The 23,954-nt window shown below is 35.2% G+C and carries 19 protein-coding genes, 1 tRNA gene and 1 pseudogene; 12 read left to right on the forward strand and 9 right to left on the reverse strand.

The annotated features are described in order from the left end of the window. Positions 1 to 116 precede the first annotated feature (116 nt). On the forward strand, positions 117 to 467 hold the full coding sequence (locus tag LNM86_RS03310) for a DUF5330 domain-containing protein (RefSeq protein ID WP_241438425.1): 351 nt from the start codon (positions 117 to 119) through the stop codon (positions 465 to 467). A gap of 135 nt (positions 468 to 602) precedes the next feature. Beyond that, positions 603 to 1,013, forward strand: coding sequence for a SufE family protein (locus tag LNM86_RS03315; protein WP_241438426.1), 411 nt, complete (start codon positions 603 to 605; stop codon positions 1,011 to 1,013). A gap of 94 nt (positions 1,014 to 1,107) precedes the next feature. Here the strand turns inward: LNM86_RS03315 and LNM86_RS03320 are convergent, their stop codons facing one another. After that, a complete protein-coding gene (locus LNM86_RS03320) occupies positions 1,108 to 1,545 on the reverse strand; it encodes a Ros/MucR family transcriptional regulator (RefSeq protein ID WP_241438427.1) in 438 nt (145 codons plus the stop codon). 715 nt (positions 1,546 to 2,260) lie between these two features. On the opposite strand from LNM86_RS03320, the gene LNM86_RS03325 reads away from it, so the two are divergent. Then, positions 2,261 to 4,354 carry a S9 family peptidase gene (locus LNM86_RS03325; RefSeq protein ID WP_241438428.1) on the forward strand — a complete coding sequence of 698 codons (2,094 nt, stop codon included), beginning with the start codon at positions 2,261 to 2,263 and terminating at the stop codon, positions 4,352 to 4,354. 80 nt (positions 4,355 to 4,434) lie between these two features. On the opposite strand, the gene LNM86_RS03330 is transcribed toward LNM86_RS03325, so the two are convergent. Next, positions 4,435 to 5,037, reverse strand: coding sequence for a superoxide dismutase (locus LNM86_RS03330; RefSeq protein ID WP_241438429.1), 603 nt, complete (start codon positions 5,035 to 5,037; stop codon positions 4,435 to 4,437). Between the two features lie 897 nt (positions 5,038 to 5,934). On the opposite strand from LNM86_RS03330, the gene LNM86_RS03335 reads away from it, so the two are divergent. Then, a tRNA-Gln gene (locus tag LNM86_RS03335) sits at positions 5,935 to 6,009 on the forward strand. Between the two features lie 266 nt (positions 6,010 to 6,275). On the opposite strand, the gene LNM86_RS03340 is transcribed toward LNM86_RS03335, so the two are convergent. The 3 genes from LNM86_RS03340 to LNM86_RS03350 are packed head-to-tail and all read right to left on the reverse strand — an operon-like array spanning position 6,276 to position 9,731. Further along, positions 6,276 to 6,740, reverse strand: coding sequence for a toxin-activating lysine-acyltransferase (locus LNM86_RS03340; protein WP_241438430.1), 465 nt, complete (start codon positions 6,738 to 6,740; stop codon positions 6,276 to 6,278). Positions 6,741 to 6,745: 5 nt separating this feature from the next. Continuing rightward, positions 6,746 to 8,074, reverse strand: coding sequence for an HlyD family type I secretion periplasmic adaptor subunit (locus LNM86_RS03345; RefSeq protein WP_241438431.1), 1,329 nt, complete (start codon positions 8,072 to 8,074; stop codon positions 6,746 to 6,748). Continuing rightward, entirely contained in the window at positions 8,064 to 9,731 is a 1,668-nt protein-coding gene (locus LNM86_RS03350) for a peptidase domain-containing ABC transporter (RefSeq protein ID WP_241438432.1), read from the reverse strand. Before LNM86_RS03350 ends, LNM86_RS03345 begins: the two co-directional genes overlap by 11 nt. Before the next feature lie 257 nt (positions 9,732 to 9,988). Here LNM86_RS03350 and LNM86_RS03355 point away from each other — a divergent pair, with 257 nt between their 5' ends. Next, positions 9,989 to 10,582: a hypothetical protein gene (locus LNM86_RS03355; protein WP_241438433.1), complete on the forward strand. Its 594-nt coding sequence runs from the start codon at positions 9,989 to 9,991 to the stop codon at positions 10,580 to 10,582. Between the two features lie 1,242 nt (positions 10,583 to 11,824). On the opposite strand, the gene LNM86_RS03360 is transcribed toward LNM86_RS03355, so the two are convergent. The 4 genes and pseudogenes from LNM86_RS03360 to LNM86_RS03375 form a co-directional block, all read right to left on the reverse strand. Next, the gene (locus tag LNM86_RS03360) at positions 11,825 to 12,610 is read right to left on the reverse strand and encodes a DUF1499 domain-containing protein (protein WP_241438434.1); all 786 of its coding nucleotides are present in this window, start codon (positions 12,608 to 12,610) and stop codon (positions 11,825 to 11,827) included. Positions 12,611 to 13,174: 564 nt separating this feature from the next. Further along, positions 13,175 to 13,714, reverse strand: a complete 540-nt coding sequence (locus LNM86_RS03365) for a DUF1254 domain-containing protein (RefSeq protein ID WP_241438435.1) — start codon at positions 13,712 to 13,714, stop codon at positions 13,175 to 13,177. Continuing rightward, positions 13,707 to 14,301, reverse strand: a pseudogene (locus LNM86_RS03370) (DUF1214 domain-containing protein). Before LNM86_RS03370 ends, LNM86_RS03365 begins: the two are co-directional and overlap by 8 nt. 17 nt (positions 14,302 to 14,318) lie before the next feature. After that, a complete protein-coding gene (locus tag LNM86_RS03375) occupies positions 14,319 to 16,469 on the reverse strand; it encodes a transglycosylase domain-containing protein (RefSeq protein WP_241438436.1) in 2,151 nt (716 codons plus the stop codon). A gap of 347 nt (positions 16,470 to 16,816) precedes the next feature. On the opposite strand from LNM86_RS03375, the gene LNM86_RS03380 reads away from it, so the two are divergent. From LNM86_RS03380 to LNM86_RS03410, 7 genes are all read left to right on the forward strand, one after another. Beyond that, positions 16,817 to 17,053 carry a hypothetical protein gene (locus LNM86_RS03380; RefSeq protein ID WP_241438437.1) on the forward strand — a complete coding sequence of 79 codons (237 nt, stop codon included), beginning with the start codon at positions 16,817 to 16,819 and terminating at the stop codon, positions 17,051 to 17,053. A gap of 18 nt (positions 17,054 to 17,071) precedes the next feature. Then, positions 17,072 to 17,740, forward strand: a complete 669-nt coding sequence (locus LNM86_RS03385; RefSeq protein WP_241438438.1) for a response regulator transcription factor — start codon at positions 17,072 to 17,074, stop codon at positions 17,738 to 17,740. Next, entirely contained in the window at positions 17,737 to 19,158 is a 1,422-nt protein-coding gene (locus LNM86_RS03390) for a sensor histidine kinase (protein WP_241438439.1), read from the forward strand. The genes LNM86_RS03385 and LNM86_RS03390 overlap by 4 nt, the downstream gene beginning before the upstream one ends. A gap of 1,613 nt (positions 19,159 to 20,771) precedes the next feature. Next, positions 20,772 to 21,812 (forward strand): ATP-binding cassette domain-containing protein, encoded by a 1,041-nt coding sequence (locus tag LNM86_RS03395; RefSeq protein ID WP_241438440.1) that lies wholly within the window; start codon positions 20,772 to 20,774, stop codon positions 21,810 to 21,812. A 2-nt stretch (positions 21,813 to 21,814) separates the two neighbouring features. Further along, a complete protein-coding gene (locus LNM86_RS03400) occupies positions 21,815 to 22,654 on the forward strand; it encodes a hypothetical protein (protein ID WP_241438441.1) in 840 nt (279 codons plus the stop codon). Between the two features lie 288 nt (positions 22,655 to 22,942). Further along, positions 22,943 to 23,425: a hypothetical protein gene (locus LNM86_RS03405; protein ID WP_241438442.1), complete on the forward strand. Its 483-nt coding sequence runs from the start codon at positions 22,943 to 22,945 to the stop codon at positions 23,423 to 23,425. A gap of 60 nt (positions 23,426 to 23,485) precedes the next feature. After that, a complete protein-coding gene (locus LNM86_RS03410; protein WP_241438443.1) occupies positions 23,486 to 23,647 on the forward strand; it encodes a glycogen/starch/alpha-glucan phosphorylase in 162 nt (53 codons plus the stop codon). Positions 23,648 to 23,954: the final 307 nt, after the last annotated feature.

Here is a 23,954-nt window from a genome sequence, read left to right on the forward strand (position 1 = left end):
AATCTGATAAACAAATGCTTAATTTGATAAAAGGATCATTTTATAAATTTTTTATAAAGGAGAAGCGTATACGTTGCTATTTTGTTTCATTTACAGCTACGGTGCATTGATTGCCCATGATACGTTTTTTGATCAAATTATTATTATTTTTGTTTTTTGTTTTTGTCATTATTTCGTTTTTTGTAGAAAAGCCGAATAATGATCATTCCCCTATCCAAAGAGAAAATGAGACAATAATGAGTGATGTAGTTATTGCTTTTAAGGAAGCTTTAAAAGATTTACGAACATTCTGTGACCGTAATATAGAAGCCTGCAAAACCGGAAGGTCTTTTTTTAGTTCACTTGGCGAACGTGCATATTATGGTGCAAGAGCAGCATACAAATATTTTGGACGTATATTGGATAGTCAAAATATAAAATCTTCTCCAGATATTATATTTAAGAGAGAAACAGAAGAATCTACATAAAAACAAAAAGCATATGATGTTATCTTGAAATAAAAATTTTTAGTGCTCCCTAACAATGTTATACTAAGAAAAATAAGTATTTATCTGTCAACCCATTGCATTTAACATGATCATCACATAAACAGGATGGAGATTATGGTAGAAACGATCGATGATATTATAAAAAATTTTTCTTTTCTAGAGAATTGGGAAGATCGTTATCGCTACGTGATTGAACTTGGTCGTGAATTGCCACCTTTTCCAGAAAGTGCTCGAAACGATGCTCATAAAGTACCAGGCTGCGTTAGCCAAGTGTGGCTTTTGGCTTCACGCAATAATTCAGAAAATCCAATATTAACATTTCAAGGTGATTCTGACGCCCATATTGTGCGCGGTCTTATCTACATTCTTCTCGCTTTCTATTCAGGTAAAAAAGCCTCTGAAATTCGTAATGCTGATGCTGAAGGACTCTTTAAAACACTTGGTTTAAACGAAAATTTAACACCACAACGATCAAATGGTCTTAAATCAATGATTGAACGAATTCGTAACGAAAGTTATGCATAAAACAAATATCTCATAGTAAACAATACTATAGAAAACATACCTGACAAAAAATATACTTATGGACTACAGATACCTAATTTTTTAGAAAACGCAATTACTTGTTTTTCTTTCGTTTGCTTTTGCGTCCAAGCCCCATTTCTTTTGCCAGAGCAGAACGTGCTTTCGCGTAATTAGGAGCCACCATAGGATAAGAACTATCCAATTGCCATTTTTCACGATATTCTTCAGGCAACATTCCATAATGTGTCATGAGATGACGCTTTAAAGATTTAAACTTTTTTCCGTCTTCAAGGCAAATGAGATAATCTGGAAAGATTGAACGTTTTGGGTTAACGGCTGGCCTTTGTTTTTCAACTTCGACTTCTGTTGATTCTACATTCCCCGCTTTACGAAAAGCGGCATGAACATCAGCAATTAAACTTGGTACTTCAGTCGGTCGAATAGAATTATTACTTACGTAGGCAGCAACGATATCAGCAACCAATGTAATAACTAAATTGCTTTCAGTCTCTAAGACTGGATGATGTTCCATTCTTGTTTCCTTTATTTAAAATCAAGTAATTTAAGATCGAGATACAGTACATATACTCATGTAAGAGATCCAATGTACATAGGCTTCATATTGTACAAAAATCTTTTTTGTCAATTCAATTATTCTATAAAATTGCTAAAACACAAAAAAATCAAATAAAAACCTATTTTTAGACATAATCTTCAATAAGAAAAATAAAACTATTAATCTCTTAGAAAACAGATTTTATTATAAAATATCATAAATAAAATATATAATAAAGATATTTATTGTATATATATCACATAATTGAAAAATATTATATTTAATATATAAATAATTTTAATTTAACGTTTAATTATTACTAATAATAAAATCACAAATCAATACGATATATAAAAATTTTTTATATAAAAAACTGTATTTTTCTATATATTATTTAAAATAAAATGTATTTTATATATTAAAAATACATTTATCTTTTTAAAAGTAAAAATTAATTCTGCTACAAAATAGCCTTATTTTTTTAATCTAGCATTTTTATGAAAGTCGTATTCTTCTCATAGAAGACGTTACCTGTTGTATATTATAAATAGCAGGACATGGTGTCATTGTACAATTATTACAGCTTGCTTTTGTTAAGTGTGCAGAGCTGACAGCTTTTATGCACTTGCATAAATGATATGATTCTAACATATAAGTAAAATCATCAATCTCTTTTAAGATAGGATCATGCATGAACAGCTCTTTGCTTCCCCCCCCAAAAGCATTAAAAATTGCACATAGAGAAAGACATCATGGTATTGATCGTGCAGATCCTTATCATTGGTTACGTGCCTCTAATTGGCAAGATGTTTTTAAAAAACCGAGCTGTCTTGATAAAAATATTAGAAAACATCTTGAAAAGGAAAATGCTTACCAAGCTTTGCAGATGGCTGATACGAAACCATTACAAGATTCACTTTTTGCAGAAATGAAAAACCGCATCCAAGAGAATGATAGTTCTGTTCCTATAAAACGTGGTCCTTTTGCTTATGGATTTTCTTATGTTACAGGAGGTCAACAACCCCATTATTTTCGTACGCCAAGAGATGGAGGAGAAAAAAATGTTTACCTTAATGGTGATGCTTTGGCTGAAGGGAAAGAATATTTTAATTTTGGTTCAGTTGAAGAATCTCCTGACCATACACATGTTGTATGGACTTATGATGACAAAGGCTCAGAATTCTACACCGCTAAAATTCGTAATTTAGAAACATTGTCTGATAGTATGGATATCATTACAGATACATCGGGACAAATTGTGTGGGATGCTAAATCCGAAGGTTTTTTCTATACCAAGATGGATGAAAACCACCGCCCTTCAGAGCTCTATTATCACCGATTAAATACCGACCAATCGCAAGATAAGCTTATTTTTCGTGAAGATAATCCAGGATTTTTTTTACATGTGAGTGGTTCTAAACTTAATGACATTATTTATATTAATATTCATGATCATGAAACGTCAGAGATTTGGTTGATTCCAGCTGAAGCGCCACTCACTGTTCCTCAATGTGTACGGAAGCGACAAAAAGGTATTGAATATTCACTAACAGAAGGTGGTGATGTTTTTTATATTCTGACCAATTTGGATAATGCAAAAGACTTCAAAATTATGGTCACGCCGTTTGCATCTCCACAATCAGAAAACTGGTCTGAACTTGTACCACATCAGCTTGGTTGTTTCATATTATCTCATGATGCATATCAAGATTTTCTTATCTGGATTGAACGTTTTGAAGGGCTTCCACGTATAAAAATAATGGAGCGTACCACTCAACAAATTCATTCCATTGCTTTTACTGAAGAAGCTTACTCTTTAGGTCTACAAGGCGCAGCAGAATATAACAGTCCAACTATTCGCTTTTCCTATTCATCTATGACAACACCGGATCAAGTGTTTGATTATGAGGTGAAAAATCGCAAACGCACGCTTTTAAAAACGCAAATAATTCCCTCTGGGCATAATCAGGATGAGTATATAACGCGACGTATTACGGCAACGGCAGATGATGGTGAAAAAATTCCTATCTCAGTTTTTTATCACAAAACTACTGTTCTAAATGGTCGTGCCCCCTGTTTACTTTACGGTTATGGAGCTTATGGAATCTCCATTCCTGCAAGTTTCAATAGCAATGCACTTTCTTTAGTTAATAGAGGTTTTATTTATGCCATTGCCCATATTCGTGGAGGAAAAGAAAAAGGAGTTGAATGGTATGAAAAGGGAAAACATCTCTTTAAATACAATACATTTACAGATTTTATTTCTTGTGGGCGCTATCTTGTAGAAAACAACTTCACTTCTCATGACCGTCTCATTGCTCAAGGTGGTTCAGCAGGAGGGATGTTAATGGGAGCTATTGCTAATATAGCTCCACAAGATTTTGCTGGAATCGTAGCAAATGTGCCTTTTGTTGATGTTTTAAACACCATGTTAGACACTTCGCTTCCACTCACACCTCCGGAATGGCCCGAATGGGGAAATCCACTTGAATCAGAAGAAGATTATAATCTTATCGCATCTTATTCTCCCTACGATAATATTAAAGCTCAAGAATATCCTCCGATGCTTGTGACGGCAGGGCTAACTGATCCTCGTGTCACCTACTGGGAGCCTACAAAATGGGTAGCAAAATTACGAGACTTAAAAACAGATGATAATGCGATTTTATTGCGCATTAATATGGATTCAGGTCATGCAGGTGCGGCTGGACGATTTTCGAAGCTAGAAGAGGTTGCGTATATTTATGCGTATATTTTAAAAATAATAGGAAAAAACTGCTGTTAATTGAAAATATCTTTATCTTTTCGAAAGGCTCGATAACCCATTAGATTATAGAGCCTTTAGTAAAAAATTATTTAGAGAGCTTAAAATCCACAATCTTCATAAAGTTTCAAAACATAATCCCAATTAATTAAATGATCTACGAAAGCTTCGAGATATTTTGGGCGCGCATTGCGGTAATCAATGTAATAGGAATGTTCCCACACATCGACACCCAAAATAGGTTGAGCACCATGAACTAAAGGATTTTCCCCATTAGGTGTTTTCATAATTTCAAGCTTACCATCTTTAACAGCAAGCCATGCCCATCCAGAACCAAACTGGGCACTGGCAGCAGCAATAAAATCTGTACGGAATTTGTCATAACCACCTAGATCAGCTTCAATAGCTTTTGCTAATTTTTCAGGAAGCTTTTGACCACCTCCACCTTTTTTCATCCAATGCCAAAAATGGTTATGATTGTAATATTGCGCTGCATTATTAAATAAACCAACATTTTTGCCAAAACTTTTTTTCACAATATTTTCAAGGCTTTCGTTTTCTAAACCTTCATCTTTTACAAAGTTGTTGGTATTGGTAAGATAAGCGAGATGATGCTTATCATGGTGGTATTCAAGTGTCTCGCGTGACATATAGGGCGAAAGGGCATCATAATCATAAGGCAACGCGGCCAATTCAAAAGCCATTTTTAAAATCTCCTCGATTCTATTTGTTAAGCTCATTTCAAAAACTTAATTTGCCATTTACTGTTCCTAAAAGCAAATATTGAATATCTATTTGTATTAAAATTTGATTATCATCTCTTCGTAAAGAGACTTCTGGATATATACGTCTAAACAATTAAAATATCATTGATTTATAAATACTTCCTTTGAAAATTTTTTCTATCTGTAACCTAACAAAAAATGCAGTGATCATTTTCAAGAAGAATATGCCACTTCATTAAGAGCCATAAAAGAGTGTTATTAGCTTTTGTTTTGTTGTCTAAAATGTTCCCTCAAATACCATACGAAATGCTATCGGTTGTATTTACAGACACTATTGATTTTCATACAGATCTTGGCAAAATTTTAACAAGCCCAATGACAGCTTAGATATATTGATTTCCAATGCGCTTATTTTTAATCAATAAATGATGTTCGCCATGCATGTTTAACCAAATTTCTCAATAGGCGAAGATAAATTGTTGTACTTTGAACAACCAAAAATCGGGAATACGATTAAAAAGACAAAAAATCCTAAACACACAAGGTTGCTCTGTTTTTCTATCTGATTGAAAGAATTAGGATTTGAAAGCATCAAGAAAACATAAATTCATTCTAATTTATAATATCAATAATTTGCATTTTCTGTTACCATAAAAGGAAATACAAAAAATATAAAATAACAGATGGATTGATAGCTTTTCCTTAATGTTAAGAGAGTAAATCGGTGCAGAGTTTTTTATGAATTTTATATCAAAGCAACAGTAATAAGATTTCAAAACTTTATGATAAAAAAATAAGAGCTTTGATTTTCAGATATTGCGTCTGCTCCCAGGAATCGTTATAAAGTCCGAGAATCGCTGTAAGGATATTTTTCTTTGGGGTATAGCCAAGCGGTAAGGCACCGGTTTTTGGTACCGGCATTCCCTGGTTCGAATCCAGGTACCCCAGCCACATCTATAAAATCAGTTTTAAAGTAGAAATTTGAGAGCAAGCCTCTAGCGAGTTCGTGAAGGTATAGCTAAGTGCTTACATTATCTATCTATAAGTATTTCTCTCGTCTTTGAGTAAAGAATATCACGGATGGGGAGCTGAAACTAAGAGCGCCTGCGCTTACGAGAGATAAATAATTTTCAGAAAATTGATTTTTGGGAGTTTTAATTCATAGAGGAGTATGAGAGGGAAGGGATAAAGGATTCTATCAACTTAGAATATGAAATCTACAGTGATGGATTTTGTGCTCTATAGCAACACCAGCGGGTAACTTTCCGTATTCCACCGTTTTCATTCCGTCGGACGGCATAGCAATATTTTTGATAAGGAAACACATGCCGTTGCATATCGCGTACAATACCAGCAGTATTACCGTGTGGTGCGACATAATCAATGAACCACATATATTCTCCACCTTGCCAATTAGCATGAGGCAAAAGCTCTCCTTTTTCAAGCATAGATTGATGATTTTTTTCATCTAAAAAAGCCCAAGTGATAAACGCACAAAATTCTCCACGTTCATTTTTATAGAGCCTATACTGTCCAGTACGTAAGGCTGGTCCTATATTGAATTCGATATCCCAAATTCTCCAACGGCGGTGTAAGGGGGATTGAAGCATTAAAACCACCATAGCTCCTAAAGCTGTGAGGGGATCTATGAGCGATGGTGGAGGGTTTTCATTTACAGACATTATCTTTATCTTTCCTGTAGAGATTGTTCTAAAATTTTAGTGATAGGTTCAAAGAAGTAGGAAATTAAACGCCGTTTTGCTGTAATGACATCAGCTGTCACGGTCATTCCGGGGATAAATTTAAGCTGTTTACCATTCAAATTGAGATGATCTTGGTCAATTTTGATTAAAACTGCATAAGCCCCATTAATTTCTTTATTATAGCGCGCTGTTGCGCCTACATTAACAACTGTACCGTAAATAACGCCGAAACGTTCAGGAGGAAAGGCGGAAAACTTTACATAAGCACGTTGGTTTTTTTCTAAAAAGCCAATATCTCGGTTATCAAAAAATGCTTCGACAATGAGCCCGCCCGTGACAGGGACAATACGCATGAGAGTTTTACCAGCCTCGATAAATCCGCCCAAAGTGTGGATACTTAAATCATCAATGCGACCATCAACGGGGGCGTAGAGTGATAAGTGGTCAAGACGATATTGAGTGCTATCAAGTTTTGCTTTTAACCCTTGAAGATTTAATTCTGTTTCACGAGAAAGCTGGCGATAGCGGGCAATTTCATCGGAAATGAGGCTTTGTCGTTGTTGGCGGAGGGTATCTATTTCGGCGGTGTTTTCTTCTAGACGCTTTTGATTGGTTAAAATTTCATGTTCCACATTTTTGAAATCGTGTAAACGTTCTAGATACATTGCTTGGCTGATAACTTTTGTTTCCATAAGGCTTTTTGCAGCTTTTAGTTTTTCTTGAATTAATTGACGATCATCCTCTAACCTATCTAATTGCGCATGTTGTGTTGCACCACTGCGCTCAATACGGTTTTCTTGTGCTTTTAGCGCCCTTAATTTATCTTGTAGAGATTGAAGGGTAGCGCTAATAAGTTTTTCCCCTTCCATTCTTGCAGTTTTGTTTCCAGAAAAAGGGACAACTTGTAGATAGGCAAGACCTTTGGTCACAAAATCTTTATCTAAAGGATCACTTTCACGTAAAGCTGTTAAAATAGCTGTTGCGATTTGTGCTTGAAGATTTTGTTGCGCAATATCGGCTTGAACGCGTGCGCGTTCATTGATGGCTTCGCGTTGATCCAATTGGATAAGGAGATCCCCTTGATGAACAAATTGTCCTTCTTTTACCAGAATTTTCTCAATACGACCTGTATTTTGTGCTTGTACGAGTTGAACATAGGCGGTGGGAATGACCGTTCCTTGTCCTCGTGCAACGATTTCTGTTTTTGTGACAAAGCTACCAATCACAATAAAGAGGAATAAGGTGACCAAAACGATAACCACCATATGAAGCGTTGGTGACAAAGGGCGTAAACGAGGTGTTTTATCCGCCATTTTTCATCTCCAGATCAGCAAAGTTTAAGACAGTTGCGTGCTGAGGAAAAAGATCACGTTTGTGGGTAATAACGAGAACGATGCGTTCTTGCGAAAGTTTATATAAATGCTCAACAATTTGTGCACTGACAATATCATCTAATGCGGAGGTTGGCTCATCCAAAATAAGAAGGCTTGGGTTTATGAGAAAAAAACAAGCCAAAGCCAAGCGTTGGCGCTGACCACCTGATAAAAATCCACCTTGCTCTCCCACTTGTGTTTCTAGTCCTTGAGGCAACTGAGCAATCAAATCGTGACAAGCGCTAGCATATAATGCAGCGTTGATTTCATCTGATGTGGCATCTGGTTTGGCGAGAAGCATATTTTCAAGAATGGTTCCAGAAAAAAGGCAAGGATTTTGGGGAAAATAGGCAATTGTTTCACGCACGCTACGGATATCAAAATTCTGTAAAGGTTGGTTGTTAAGGAATATCTTTCCACTTGTTGGCGGGTAGAGACCACAAAGGAGCTTAGCCAAGGTTGTTTTTCCACATCCTGAAGGACCAAGCAACATAATCGGTTTTCCAGTTTGTAAACAGACATTAAGGTGGCTGATAATAGGTTTCTCTTCATAAGAAAAACAAAGATCGTTGGCTTCAAGAAGGGGTGTTGTAGTGAGCTGAAGAGGAGGTTTTTCTACTTCCCATTCTGATGGAGTATTAAGAATATCACCCAAACGAAGGCGAGAGATTTTTAAGTGCTGCCATTCTTCCCATAAAGAGGCAAGGCTTAAGATAGGACCAGAAACATTACCAGCAAGGAGATGAAAGGCAATAAGTTGCCCTAATGTGATTTGGTTTTGAAGAACAGCTTGAGCACCAAAGAAGATAATAAAGATAGTGAAAAGATCGCCAAAAATATGACTCATGGCTCCATTGAGAAGATGCAATTTACTGGTTGTTAGGCTTTGATCTAAACTACGGGCTAAAGTTTCTTGCATGCGTATCGTATGAGCAGCTTCTTTTACGTGTGCTTTAATGGCTTCAAGATTGGTAAAACTTTCAATAAGGCGCGATTTATGAGCAGCTTGCAGAGTGAAAGTACGGCGTAATTGGCGGCGCAAGAAGGGACCGACCAACGCTAAAGAGCCCATTTGTAAGGGCAAGATGATAAGAACGATAAAAGTGAGTTGTGGACTAATGGAAAAGAGTGCAGCAATATAAATAATGGCAAAAAGAACATTCAGGACGGTTGTCGCAATGGTTCCTGTTAAAAAACCACGAATTGTATCAACCTCTCCGATTCGTGTGAATAGTTCCCCTACTTGCCAAGTGGATAAGACAGGTAATGAGAGGCTTAACACATGGGTGTAGATGCGACGTCCAAACTCTAATGTCAGTCGATTGGCTAAATAAGCCCCTAAATAGCCAGAGAGGGAGCTAAGAGCTGTGCTAAACAGCATGATAGCAATCATAAGGATAACGATAGCATAGAGGCTTTCAATGCGCTGAAAAGGAAGAATACGGTCGATAATCGCTTGAAAAATAAAAGGATTGACTAAGCCCAGCAAACGTAAAACAACAGCAACGCAACTGAGTTCGATGACATAATAAATATATTTCTTTGTTGTTTTTGTAAACCAAGAGAACGATACTGGTTTTTCTTGTGAAGGACTCATTTGAATTTATAATTTTGTTTAAGAGGAAGAGCGATAGATGTCGCATATTTAAACAGTATTGTAAATAGTATTATTACTCAACAAAATATACATTTTGTATGAATATAATATAAACATATTGTATTTATTGTTTATACATTATTTTTATTATTATTTTTCAAATTATAATTTGACTTTTTCTAAAATGAACAGTAGAGAATTTACCACATTATCATTATGATACAGTTGTTTCTAATAAATAAAAAAGGAGGATTTAAATGGGTAGTTCAAGCTCATCACATGATTCAAGTAGTAACTCACATACAAAAAGTTGGCTTTTTCCAGAAGAAAGTGATTGTAGTGCAGGCGCTCATTCCCAAGCAGCAGGCGCGGGCGGCCTCGTCGGAACAGCAATAGGAGGTGTTGCTGGTGCAATCGGAGGTATTTTTGCTAGACCGAAAGGTGTCAGTAATGGCTTTGTCAATGGAGCAATAGGAGGTGGACTATCAGGAGCTGGTGATGCCGTGGTAGATAAATACAATAAATGCTATACGGCACCAAGTTGTGAAACAAGCGATTATTTTAAAACAGCTGCCATACACGGAGGCATAGGAACAGCAGCTGGTGCAGTATTCGGTCCGGGAGCACTAGTAGGCGGATTAGGAGGAGCTGCTGACGGTTTGATAGATAAGTACAATCAATGCCATCCGGATCCAAGTTGTCAAGCAAGCGCTTATGCCAAATCAGTACTCATAAAGGGAGGCGTAGGAGCAGGAATTGGTTTCTTAGCTGGTCCGGAAGGAGCAGCCGGAGGTGGAGCACTGGGAGCTGCTTACGGTTTTATGGATAAGTACAATCAATGTCATCCGTAAAATGGAGGGACACTGTTTCTAATTTATTTAGAAAATAGCTATAAAGATATTTCTGAGATCAGTAATATTGCAAACATACTTTAAAGCTATGGTTAAACTGATTTCAGGGATATTTTGGTGTATAATAATAGATATTTTATTTTGGATATTTTTGTTATGAGTACTTTTACTAGCTCCTTAGTAACAGCAATTGTATTCGGAATTTTAATGTTTTTTTTCAATAGATTTAAAGGTGAGAACTGGAGTATAAAAAGGACAATATTATCAACAATTATATTTTTTATATTATATTATTCTGGAAAATTATTAGTTAAATATATGGGAATTTTATAATAATTATTTAACTTTAAAATTTAGAATTACAATATAATTAATTTAAATTAATAATATTATTTAAATGATATTATGATAGATATTTCTGAGATCAGTAATATTGCAAACATACTTTAAAGCTATGGCTAAACTGATTTCAGGGATATTTTGGTGTATGATAATAGATATTTTATTTTGGATATTTTTGTTATGAGTACTTTTACTAGCTCCTTAGTAACAGCAATTGGATTTGGAATTTTAACGTTTTTTTTCAAAAGATTTAAAGGTAAGAACTGGAGTATAAAAAGGGCAATATTATCAACAATTGTGTTTTTTATATTATATTATGCTGCAAATTTATTAATTGAATATATAGGAATTTTATAATAATTATTTATATTTAAATTTAGAATTACAATATAATTAATTTAAGTTAATAATATTATTTAATATGATATTATGATATATATTTTATATAGTGTTAAAATAGCATTTATTTTAATATATATTAATGTTATTTTTAAAATTTTTTCTTATGTATTTAAATATAAAACTTTTAAAAGTATAAAATAAGAATTATTTTAGATAATTTTCCTTTTTATATTATACTTTACTGCAATATATTCATATATATCTTAAAACATATGTAAATAAATAAAATTTTTGAATTATTGTAATTAATTATAGTTATATCTTGTTATTTATTTTAGTATTTTGATATTTTATTTTCTAAAAGCACAGAGAGTAAAATGAAATAAAGTCATTAAACTCACAACGACAGAGATCTGTAAATTGCTATTAGAGTAATCAAGAGCGCGTCAATATATAGAGTAAGTATTGAAAATTTAGAGCTGATCTATTCACTCTCGTCCGTATTGAACTTCATTGAGAAATAAGCTGTTTATTAAAAAAATATCTATTGTTAAGTCTCTACTCATCATCTTGAGAAAGCGGGAGGGAAGCGACTTCTGTATCAAGTGCATCCATAAAATCGATAATAAAAGCAGCATTTGTCCCCAAATCTCTTAGCAAATAACGAGAAGCGGAGCGCATATCAACGAAAGTTGTATCCCCTTCATCAGTTAAACGGATGACAATATCTGAAATGAAGCCGAGGTAAAAAGTTTTTGCCATCGTTTCAATATAAATCTCATTTTCCTTGCCTGTAAACTCTCTTTGAGCCACAATAGGCCAGTCATAAGTTTCTAACACATTGAGAACTAATTTACGAATACGCTCAGGGGATCCGTCATAACGGCGTCCTGACATTTCCGGCCATTGTAACATCTGTAAGGCTGTTTGTTCGGTTAAAACACTCTTAAGCGGTAAAGCATCATTGGGGCGTGTTGTACGAAAAAAAGCTGGAGGTCTTTGTGTGTCAGTAGAGACATCATGAAGAGCTGGTAAAGCAAACCAAAATCCAAAAAATAACATTAATGGCGTACCAGTAATTAATGAATAAATAATCCCTTTTAAAGCTTTCATTCCCCCCAGAGCGCCAAACACCCATAAACTGTAAAGTGCTTTGAATGCAAGAAAAAGAGAAACAATAATACAGCAAGCAGAAATGACAGTTAAAATTATAAAGTCAACGACATGGATGACAGAAAAACGCTGTAGAAACACTGAAAATAATAAAATAAAAAACGCCAACCCACTAAAACGGGGAGACCACACTGCGGCCCTTGAAACGAACCGAACGTATTTTTTTTTCATGAAACTTTTTTCTCCTCAACAGTGTCCCTTAAGAAAAGCTTTTTCAGATTCCTTATCTTAAAATTTTCCTAGTCATACAACAAAAGTAAAGCAGTTGTTTTTGAGGTCAAGGATCGTTGTATTCATCAAATTTTCAGCAAATTCATAAAGGGTAAATAATAATCATTCTTTTTATAGTTTATTATCGTGTTAATCTGATTTTATGAGAAAAATTTATAATCACATAGAAATAAAATGAGAAGCCAAACCGTCAGGTTTATAAAATTCTGTTTTTACAGAACTTTTAGCTATCTTTATTGTTTTTTTGCAAAGAGATATTTTGTATCGAAGAAGAGATGATTATTTGCAAAAGAGATCATCTTTTTTTGCATATTTATAATGAATATACTATTTTTTATATCCTTATATGCAAAATTTATATTTCAAGAGGTGATTGTTATGGAAATCATGATGAATGATTTTTTACTTCGATAAAAAATCAGTTTTTTAAATTTTGCATAAGAATGGTATCTTCATGATGGTATTCAATTGATAAAGGTTGCAAATAATCATTTTGATATGTTTTTATTCATTTAACATGTGACAAGTTGCAGATGAAAAGAAGGTTTCACTTTCTTTCTTAGCAAGAAAAGAGGGAGCAAAAATGCGTAAGAGTACAAAACCTTTATTCAAATTTTTAGCGACCAAAACTGAATTGATATTGTTTTTAGGCTTTGATTGTTTAAGCTCTATAATTTGTATTGGTTTTCCAATGATGAGATCGAGTGTAGCGTCAGGAGCGGTGCGATCATTAAGGCTATAGAAAATAATTCCATCATATGTGTAGGCTGCAAGTGACCAAAATTGTGTTGTTTTCAAAGCCTTTAAATGAACAGGACCATTTTCCAGATTAAACCGGCAGACTTTAAGAAGAAAAAATGGATCAGTAGATTGTTGAATAGGATTTTGAGTATTTAAGTCAACAAATTGATAAGGGGAACCGGACTTTTTCAGTTCTGTCCATATATTATTCTGCGCCCAATAGGGTATGAGAAAGAGAACGCAAATATGGACAATGACAGCGCCAATGATTGAAAGAAGTCCGATGTAAATGAATTTAATCACAGTTTATTTGTCCTGATGGAATTCGTTCCACGGATGGCATCGTAAGTTTTTGCAATGCCGTTGCGGAGATGATTGAGGTATCATATAAGGTAAGAATAAGACCAAATTCTCTTTGGCTAATCGTTGCAAGCCAATTGCCTGAGGACGGCTTTTGTGAAATATTGATAAGAAATGAACCATCGCTCTCATAGGTAATATTGTTGGTATAGAGTTCGAAAGGTATTTCTTGAGATGAAGTATACGGTTTGAGTGATCTATCCGCTGTATAAAGGGTAAAAAAGCGTGCTTCAGGGATATAACCTTTTATTAAATAATGGCAATTTGGTTGGAGTGGACGCCCGTGGTTATCTTGCCAAATTTGGAAAATGAGACCTTCTGTGTGCCCAATTGAAACATCACCTCGTTTGGCAGCGCGCGCGCGTATAGGGATCACTGTTGGATGTTCCAACTTGAGGGTAAGCACTCCATTGTCCAATTGTAAAGCGTCCAAAATGATGAAAGGAATTGAGTGCATAATCAACACTCAATATCCCGCATAAAATGGAAAAAGCAAAAATGAAAAAGGGAGACATAATCTTGACAAACATTCTAAGAGATCTCGAATTCAAAATCTTGAAGTGCCTATATTTTCCCCTTTCAAAGAGGTTACAGGCGGCTTTTTCAGACTATTATTAATCAGATGTATAATATTTGATGTTTCATGTGAGAGCGTATGGGATATTGGGACTGTAAGGTTGGAAACATTGTGAGAAGGGGATGTCGGTGGTTGATAAGGAAGAAGGGAGTCTTTAACACCATAGAGTTGCTTGAGCATAATATTTTGATGTGCAGAAAGCATAATGCTATGCCATATCATGGCAGGAACACCACCACCAAAGGCGCGATTCATTGATGAAAAGTTATCATTTCCCATCCATACAGCACCCGTATAATTACCAGTAAAGCCAACAAACCATGCATCGCGATAGGATTGTGATGTTCCAGTTTTTCCAGCAACAAGTGTCATGGGGAGGGCTGCGCGTTTACCAGATCCTCGTGTTGTAACGCCCACCATCATTTGGTTTATAGAGGCGGTAGTTTGTTCACTGAGGACACGATGAAGTTTATTACCATTATGTTCTAAGTCCCATACGATATGTCCATCTGTTGTGCGGATTTGTGTAAACCCATGGAGATTTCCGGCTATACCCCCATTTGCAAAGACATTAAAACCAATTGCTTGATCCATAGGTGTCATATTAGATGTGCCTAAAACCATAGTTTTGTGTGATAAGATATGTGCATGGATTCCCATATTTTTGATTAGATCTATGATGGGTTGGGTATCGCGGTTAAGGTAGTGATAGGTAAGATAGACAGGCACGGTATTGATGGAAAAAGCCAAAGCGGTTGCGAGATCAATTTTGCCAAGATAATGACCAGAATTATTTTTGGGTGACCAGCCACCCCAACTGATGGGAGCATCTAAGACGATTGATGAAGGAGACAGACCATGTTCCATTGCGGTTGCGTAAACATAAGGTTTGAATGAAGAACCAGGTTGTCTGCCTCCTTGTGTTGCTCTGTTAAACTGACTTTTACTATAATCCACTCCTCCAACGATTGCACAGACAGCACCGTTATTGTCAAGGATGACTGTTGCGGCTTGTGTTACGCGGTATTGTTGACCATATTGCTGTAAATGATACGTGATAGCTTCTTCTGCTGTTCTTTGAATATCCGGATCGAGAGTCGTTTGAATAATCAAACTATAACTTGGAAGTTCGCTACTTATTTTTTTGACTTCGCCAAATACCCAATCAAGAAAATAATCAGGTTGAGTAGTTTTTATTTTTGTAAATGCTCTTGCAGGATGGCGATGAGCATTGATAATTTGGCTTGCTGTCATAAACCCACTATTAACAAGATTAGAAAGTACCACGTTGGCACGTGTTTGAGCAGCAAAGAGATGTTTATGAGGAGCATATTTGCTTGGGGCTTTGAACAATCCTGCTAACATAGCAGATTCACTAAGGGAAAGATTGTCTATGTTTTTGTCAAAATAAAATTTTGCCGCAGCGGCAATACCAAAATTATTTCCTCCCATATATGCACGGTCAAGATAAAGTTGCAAAATTTGTCGTTTGCTGAAGTTTGCTTCTAACCAGAGGGCGAGATAAGCTTCTTTGATTTTACGTGTTATGGTTCTTTCATTTGTTAAAAACAAATTTTTAGCAAGTTGTTGTGTAAGGGTTGAACCACCCTGAACGACACTCTTAGCTTGCATATTTTGTGTGATTGCTCGGGTGAGACCTTGCAAATCAATACCCCAGTGATCAAAAAAATGTCTGTCCTCCGTTGCAAGAACAGCTTTAATAACAGAATCGGGCATTTCTTCCACAGGAATGGATGCAGCTGGTAACGTGCCACGATGACCGATGGGATTTCCATATCGGTCTAAAAAAAGAATGGAAAATTTTTTGAAAGAATACCAATCTTTTTTGGTTAATTCAAAAACTGGAATGCCTACAATGGTAAAAAGTGTAAAACCAATCAATCCTAATGTTAGTGTTTCATCAAGAATTTCTATGATAAAACGTTTCCCTCCTCGGATATGAAAACATTGTGAGGCGATTTTTGCTTTTTTCCAAAAGAAACGGTTAGCAGAACGGATACGATAAAGTGCTGTATCAAACAGCGCATCTAATTCAATGAATCTAGGACTGCGAAATGATTTATTATGTTTTTCTTTCTTTTTTTTAAAAAAATAAAACATATGAAGAAAGCCTATAACAAAATAATACAACCAAACAAATCTGTAATATTTTATATGGAGTAAGAGTATTTTTTTGCTATAGTTTTAAGAGAGAAAGAGCATATTTTAAGATTACGATAAGAAGTCAACCGTGGATTATATATCTCGTTTTTTCTTGTGTTAAATTTTTTTATTTCAATTATTGTGTAATCTGTACTGAAGACGTTATTTTTAAAATGATTAAAATTGGAGATACTGTCCAACCCTTCTTTTATTACACAGAAGGATTATTGTCCTTTATACATAAGTTTAATAAATAAAAAATATTGTTCATTTTATATTCAGGGAAAAGAGATTATAAAATATCTATGATGGAAAAAGTTTTTTTATTTTTAATGATAACAGTCTTTTTCGGAGCAAACTCTGTTCTAGCTGCGAGTTGTGTCGAAGTAGGTAGGAAAGTTGCTAACCAAGAGAATGGTGTTTTAATGCGTTCAACACCTGTTGTTAAGGATGGAAGAGATATGTGTGTGATTGTGGTTGTATCGCCTGCTCGTGAAGATAAAAAGTTACGTCGTATTGAAGTCACTGTCCCTGCTAATTAAAGCTTAGCAGGTGTTGTAATGCGTATTTTGATTGTTGAAGATGACCGGAATCTCAATCATCAATTAGCGGAAGCCGTAAAAAGTGCAGGGTATGTTTCGGATAGTGCTTTCGATGGTGAAGAGGCTTATTTTTTAGGAAGTACAGAGTCTTATGATGCTGTCATTCTCGATATAGGTTTGCCCTATATGGATGGAATTCGTATCATTGAAAAATGGCGTCAAGAAGGATATTCCATGCCTGTTTTAATGCTAACCGCGCGAGATCGCTGGTCTGATAAAGTGCGTGGTATTGATGCAGGTGCAGATGATTATGTTGTTAAGCCATTTCACCTAGAAGAAGTCATGGCACGGTTGCGGGCGTTAATTCGTCGAACAACTGGTCATGCAGTAAGCACATTATGCTGTGGTAGTGTTTTGTTGGATACGAAAACGTCTCGTGTTTTCGTTGATGGTCAATTTATTAAACTAACATCTTATGAATTCAGACTTCTTTCATATCTTATGCATCATCGTGATAGGATTGTTTCAAGAACAGAACTTACGGAACACCTTTATAATCAAGATTTTGATAAGGATTCAAATACGGTGGAAGTTTTTGTTGGTCGATTACGTAAAAAGCTTGGAGTCGATTTGATTGAGACTATTCGGGGGATGGGGTATCGCGTGAGAACGCTAGGTGATCAATGAATATTGTAAAAAAGAATAACGGGTTTAGGAGGTTCTTTTTTTTCGTTAATAGATCTTTGAGTTTACGCGTTATGATATTATCAACATTATGGATTATTATTTCGCTTTCATCGATTTCTGCAGTGAGTATTTTGTTTTATCAGCGTTCAAGTGAACAAAGTTTAGAGCGTGTTCTTTCGGCTCATCTTTATAGCCTTATTGCAACAGTTACAGTTTCACCACAAGGAAATTTAAGGGGGAGTGTGGGAATTGATGATATTCGTTATTCAGATCCAACATCGGGGTGGTATTGGGAAGTTGTTGCTCTATCACATAATCTAAAAGGAAGATTGACATCCCCATCATTGGGAACAGAAAGAATATTTTCGCGGAGCGATGTTAATGTGCCTTTTAACAACAAATTCTTTCGCTCTTATCGAATAAAGGGCAACAATGGTCAAAAGTTACAAGTCATTGAGAGTGATGTTGTTCTTGATAATCAAGATCATGTTGCGCGTTTTCGCCTTGTTGGAAATATTGATGAAGCACATGCGCAAGTGAAGGAGTTTAAGCGGACTTTACAAATTTTTCTCTGGAGCTTTGGGATAGGAAGTGTTCTTATTAACATTGCTATCATCTTCTTTAGTTTTCAACCATTAAAACTGATCCGACAAGCGTTGAATGATATTCGTGAAGGCAGGGTTCATTACGTAAATACGGATTTAGTCAGTGAAGTTATGCCGTTAGCAAAGGAGATGAATGCTCTCATCACTAATAATCAACGTATTATTGAACGGTTTCGCACACAGGTTGGTAATCTTGCGCATTCATTGAAGACACCTTTGTCAGTTATTATGAATGAGGTTGATAGGATGAGTGGAGAGCAGGCAGTTTTATTGAGAGAACAAACGCACATGATGCAGTCTCAAATAAACCATTACTTACAGCGTGCTCGAATTGCTGCACAATGCGACAGTGTTGTTTATCACACGTCAGTTCGTACAGTGATTGATCGTTTGATGCGAGTTATGGAAAAGCTTAACCCTGAAAAACAGTTTCAATTTGTTATGGATGTTGAGGATATTATTTTTTCTGGTGAAAGGGAAGATTTAGAGGAAATTGTAGGGAATCTGATTGATAACGCTGCTCAGTGGTCTCATACAAAAGTTCTCATCTCTTGTCACTTAGAAGAAAATATTGAAGAAGCAGAATTCTTTAGTATCCTCGTAGAAGATGATGGTTCTGGTTTAACAGAAGAGCAAATTGGTGAAGCTTTAAAAAGAGGTTGGCGGTTTGATGAGAGCAAGCTGGGAACAGGTTTAGGATTAGCCATTGTTTCAGATATGGTCAATGAATACGGTGGAAGCTTTGTGTTGTCGCGTTCTGATTTGGGGGGACTGTATGCAAAAGTTTTACTACCCAAGGTTAATGATTTTTAATAACAAAAATTAATGCGTTAATAAATAAAGAGGGAATTTAGAGTTATTGATTCTATTCCTCACATGTTGGGAGCTTTTTATAGCTTAAAGAGTGAGTCTGTTTATGGTTGGCATTCTATACTAAAACGGTTGATAAAAAATGATTAACAGTAGAAGCTATCAGAAAACTTCAAAAAAGTTAGAATAACGAGGCTGTAGCTTTTAAAACAAGCCAAGGTTCGATAAAAATCATTGATAAAATTAAAGAGGCGTTTAAGTAAAATCAGAAACCAGAGGACAAATAGAAGGCTGTACCTGTTATATTGTCTACCACAAATTATAGTTCATTTGCATATCTAACCAAAACTTTTCTTTACTAAAACAAGCAAACTCTAATTTAATGGCAAGCTCGGTACTCATAAAGAGGCAGGCTCATTAATAACTCTTGATAGAGAAGTTTTGTTACATGAAGATGGACAGCTAATTTCTGTGTTATTAACCCCATTTCTTCAAAAAAACTATTTTAGGTACTTCACTTGGATATGCGAGGTTACGCATCGTTTTAAATTCCTTTAAGCAATGGTAATCTTGATAATCAACAAGATCAACGTCTATTCGCGATAAAGCGAAAGGTAACACGCTACTTATCGTGGGAACATATTATGTTGACATAGTATAAAGTAGTATTCTGCAAGTCCGTCTTTAAGAGAGTGCGTTTTAGAGGCCGATGCTTCCAATATTTCAGCACGTATAGCATTTGTTAAAGCGGTTAAGATAACATGTAACTTTTTTGTGAACCGATTGGATAGCTTTTATAAAGCCAGTCATATAAAATAATTTTAAGCTTTTATGTTTTACGGCTCACAATCGCCATCACTATCCCTTTCCGTATATCAAAATTATACGGTAAATAATAAGCGTCAAACACAATACTGAAGAATTTACCTCTATCTTTATACATCTTGCAAATCTACCTTCAGATAACGACGCAATAATTAAAAATATTTTCTTATCAATGATCTCACGATAAAATTCTTACGATAATTCGATTGGATAAGTTTAATTTTCTAATTCCAGAAACTCATACCTTCCAAAGCTTAAACCAATTTAACATGTTTTTATTAAATAAAGATATAGTTTTAGTAGCGCAATCAACAATGGATTTTTACTCGAATAAAGTACAGATATTTGTGGTAAAAAACATTTCTAAATGAAATAAAGAAATGGTTAAACCGTGATGACTAATTTATAGTTCAGTTTCTTACTTGAAAATCTGGATAGATTTATTTAGCGATGTGATATTATGTGATATTGTTGGTGGAAAAGTTAAGGTTTATAATAGAAGATATGCTTTTAATTCTGGTGCATCATACCTAATTTGCAATGGTCCACATGGAGGACACGTTGGACTTTTCCTTCAGAGAGATTTGATAATTTGGCCACTGCCTTGGCTCTTTATGCCGTTAATACTCGTGGATTTGATATTGTAAGAGTAGATAGAATAAATATAATAGAAAGGGCAGGGGGCTTTTTTCCTTATTAAAATTAACCCAAGCCTAATATTTTATGGATCGATTTGAATTTTCAAACGCGATTGCAGAATTGTTAATGAATAAAGCTCGAAAGGTCGTTTGATGGTTAAGGGGAATAATCAACAAACTTTCGTTGATGTAAGGGACATCTCAAAGGTTTATAAAAGTCAAAAAAACTTTTGGGATTATTTTCGTTCCTCAAAGAGAGAAGAAAATAACGATAAATATGCATTAAAAAACGTAACACTGCAGTTAAAAGCTGGAGAGTGTTTAGGACTTTTGGGCCCAAATGGAGCAGGAAAATCTACATTAGTCAAAACAATTTGCGGTTTACAAAAAGCTGATTGTGGCAAAGTTCAGGTATTGGGTTATTCCCCTTCACATCGTAATTATGATTTCTTAAGAAGAATCGGTGTTGTTTTTGGACATAAGTCTAGCTTATGGTGGGATTTGCCTGTTAAAGACAGTTATACTGTATTACAGAAAATATATGACATAGATCGCAAAAATTTCACGCTAAAGCTGGAAGAGCTTACGCAAGCTTTGGGCCTGTCCTCAATACTCAATAGACGGGTTCGAAATTTAAGCCTTGGGGAAAGGGTTAAATGTGAAGTTGTTGCTGCCCTTATTCATGACCCTGACTTACTGATATTAGATGAACCGACTGTTGGGTTGGATATCCTCTCTAAATATGAGTTGCGCAAATATCTTTACAGTCTTGTTAAGCAGCAAAATAAAGGAGTTATCATAACGAGCCATGATATGGCGGATATAGAACATTGTGCTTCTAGGATTGTCCTTCTCAAGGAAGGTACAATTATTTTTGATGGTTCTGTTCATTCGGTATCAGAAAAAGTTGGAAGCTTTGTCACAAGCTCACTTGTTGTACAAGAACACCTATTTTCGGATGATTTTATTGAACAAGTCAAAGCGGCTGTTGATCAGCTTTCAATCCAAGGTGAAATAATTTCAAAAACCATGACACAATCAAAAATGGAATGGTTAATTGATGCAAATATCAAAGATAAAATGTTTGAATGTTTACAAAAACTTATTATTGATCAGCCAAATATTGCAATTCAATTTTCTCCGCCTTCTCTTGAAGATATCTATTTAAAACAGTTTAAGGACGGGGATAAGTAAGAATGCGTTTAAAATCTTTTCTGATGCTAAAGGCAGTGAGGCGGTATTTTGCTTGTGCAAAGCTGTTTGCTTTTATAGCCGTTAAGGAAATCCTTATTGACAAATATATGCTCGTAATTGATCTCTTACTAGCAACGAGTATCCCTTTTATCACGCAATATATTATTTGGCACTATATTTACGTAGGCAATGCAGAGGGCATTGTAAGCGGGTATAATTTTCAGCAATTAATGTTCTATTTTGCAATTTCTATAGCATTCTGGCGGCTTAATAATTCTTACAGTGTGATTGAATATTTTGCACGAAACATTCAAGCTGGCGAACTTGAGCCCCGTTTACTTTGGCCTATACCTATTCCGGTTCAAAGGTTTTGGGATTTTTTGGGTGGTGCAGTTATCTATGCATGGCCAATTGTTATCATTGTAGCTGTTTGTTTTTTTCTTTTTGAAGTCAAAACTGTAAGCTCCTTCTATTGGTTCTGGACGATTATCTATATCATAGAGACACAAATGTTATGTTATTTAATTGGCCTTTTTATAGCTGTTAGCACATTTAAATTTGTTCGTCCTGATTTTCTTTTAGCATTGCTATCTGCGCTGCAAGGTATATTAGGCGGGACCATGTTACCCCCAAGCTTTTGGCCTGAAACTATAGCGCCTATCATGTTTTATAATCCGTTCAGATTTATCATTGCCGCTCCCGCTGAATTGATTGTTGACCCCAATATTGGCAATTTAATCTCATATTCTCTTCAATTAAATTTGTATCTGTTTTTATTCATTATTCTTTGCGCAATTTATTGGAAAGTTGCTGTGAATCAATATGAAACAGCGGGAGGTTAAAATTATGGAAAAATTTCTAGCTTATGTTTCAAATAGTTTAAAAAACTCCAGCGCTTATAAAGCCAATCTCGTAGGGTACATTGGCTTAACATTTATCGTAACCCTTATTAGATTATTCTACGCTGATTCCATCTATCAAAATACGAATTCATTGAAAGGATGGACGCTAGAAGAATTTGACGGCCTTATTTTTTTTATGTTAGTGGTATCCTTATTGCTAAACACTTTTGCCTCGTCGATAAATAACTTTTTTATACGCTTCTTTCAGGAAAATTAGAGCCGCTCTTAATGCAGCCAGTTCCACTCGTTTATCATATGTTATTGCGATGGGCGAATAATAATAACTTGCTAATACTGTTGGGTTTACTGGTTCTAGGTGCATTATATAATATGCCTAAACTGGATTTCACTTTGCTGTCTATAACAGTTACCTTTTTGACAGTTCTTTTTACAGTCATTTCCAATCTGGCTTTTATAACGCTTCTGCATTCTATTTCACTTTTAAGCCAGAAATATCTTCCAGTTGAATATATACATAGCGAGATGTTTAAACTCAATCTATTGCCACCACATCTATTTGGTATGGTGAGTTTGATAACTATAATCTCCTTTGCACCCTCATTGGTAGGTGCGGGTATAACTGTAACAGCATTACTAAATCCATATTCAAGTTTAATATATTATTATTGGCTCTCAACGGTAATCTGCGTCGTTATTGCTTGGCAATTTTTCAGAACTTTAATGAAAAAACGGGTTTCACTTGGTGGATGAGGAAACTATGGGCAAAGCAAAAGGTTTGATTTTCCAGTAATCCTTGTAATGAGCGCGCGGATGAAGGCAGCAGTAAAAGATATAATAAAGAGACATATTCACCTAATCGGAGAATATCTTATAATTCAAGAACGTTACCATCAAACTTATGACGCTCCTCAAAAAAACTGTATCCAGATTAATGATATGGAAAATGAAGTTTTAAAGAGTTTAGCAGTTTAAATTACTGATGGATTTAGGCTTACATACATTGTTGCTATGAAAGAGTGTGTAGTTTCAAGTGCATATTATCTTAAATTTTTCAAATAAGAACCAAAGCTAAGCTCAGAGAAAACACTAAGATCTAGAAACAAGGCGATGATGGCGGAGTAAATCAAAAAACTAGAAAATGTGTTCAACCCGTGTAATACATAAAAGAAGATGTCTTCAAGAACCGCACGACATACCCGATTGTAATAACCCCCATAGATCAAGTATCTTCAATTTGGATCATATTATGTAAAAATTGAAAAGAGTATTAAATGCTCTT

This window comes from Bartonella machadoae (genome assembly GCF_022559585.1).
Taxonomy (GTDB): Bacteria; Pseudomonadota; Alphaproteobacteria; order Rhizobiales; family Rhizobiaceae; genus Bartonella; species Bartonella machadoae.

What these genes read in the sequence shown, in the direction of transcription:
- LNM86_RS03395 (WP_241438440.1), top strand. Translation starts at nt 20,772, where the DNA reads ATGGTTAAGGGGAATAATCAACAAACTTTCGTTGATGTAAGGGACATC.
- LNM86_RS03330 (WP_241438429.1), bottom strand. Translation starts at nt 5,037, where the DNA reads ATGGCTTTTGAATTGGCCGCGTTGCCTTATGATTATGATGCCCTTTCG.
- LNM86_RS03340 (WP_241438430.1), bottom strand. Translation starts at nt 6,740, where the DNA reads ATGTCTGTAAATGAAAACCCTCCACCATCGCTCATAGATCCCCTCACA.
- LNM86_RS03310 (WP_241438425.1), top strand. Translation starts at nt 117, where the DNA reads ATGATACGTTTTTTGATCAAATTATTATTATTTTTGTTTTTTGTTTTT.
- LNM86_RS03325 (WP_241438428.1), top strand. Translation starts at nt 2,261, where the DNA reads ATGAACAGCTCTTTGCTTCCCCCCCCAAAAGCATTAAAAATTGCACAT.
- LNM86_RS03320 (WP_241438427.1), bottom strand. Translation starts at nt 1,545, where the DNA reads ATGGAACATCATCCAGTCTTAGAGACTGAAAGCAATTTAGTTATTACA.
- LNM86_RS03405 (WP_241438442.1), top strand. Translation starts at nt 22,943, where the DNA reads ATGCAGCCAGTTCCACTCGTTTATCATATGTTATTGCGATGGGCGAAT.
- LNM86_RS03350 (WP_241438432.1), bottom strand. Translation starts at nt 9,731, where the DNA reads ATGAGTCCTTCACAAGAAAAACCAGTATCGTTCTCTTGGTTTACAAAA.
- LNM86_RS03380 (WP_241438437.1), top strand. Translation starts at nt 16,817, where the DNA reads ATGATGGAAAAAGTTTTTTTATTTTTAATGATAACAGTCTTTTTCGGA.
- LNM86_RS03375 (WP_241438436.1), bottom strand. Translation starts at nt 16,469, where the DNA reads ATGTTTTATTTTTTTAAAAAAAAGAAAGAAAAACATAATAAATCATTT.
- LNM86_RS03410 (WP_241438443.1), top strand. Translation starts at nt 23,486, where the DNA reads ATGAAGGCAGCAGTAAAAGATATAATAAAGAGACATATTCACCTAATC.
- LNM86_RS03360 (WP_241438434.1), bottom strand. Translation starts at nt 12,610, where the DNA reads ATGAAAAAAAAATACGTTCGGTTCGTTTCAAGGGCCGCAGTGTGGTCT.
- LNM86_RS03355 (WP_241438433.1), top strand. Translation starts at nt 9,989, where the DNA reads ATGGGTAGTTCAAGCTCATCACATGATTCAAGTAGTAACTCACATACA.
- LNM86_RS03345 (WP_241438431.1), bottom strand. Translation starts at nt 8,074, where the DNA reads ATGGCGGATAAAACACCTCGTTTACGCCCTTTGTCACCAACGCTTCAT.
- LNM86_RS03390 (WP_241438439.1), top strand. Translation starts at nt 17,737, where the DNA reads ATGAATATTGTAAAAAAGAATAACGGGTTTAGGAGGTTCTTTTTTTTC.
- LNM86_RS03385 (WP_241438438.1), top strand. Translation starts at nt 17,072, where the DNA reads ATGCGTATTTTGATTGTTGAAGATGACCGGAATCTCAATCATCAATTA.
- LNM86_RS03400 (WP_241438441.1), top strand. Translation starts at nt 21,815, where the DNA reads ATGCGTTTAAAATCTTTTCTGATGCTAAAGGCAGTGAGGCGGTATTTT.
- LNM86_RS03315 (WP_241438426.1), top strand. Translation starts at nt 603, where the DNA reads ATGGTAGAAACGATCGATGATATTATAAAAAATTTTTCTTTTCTAGAG.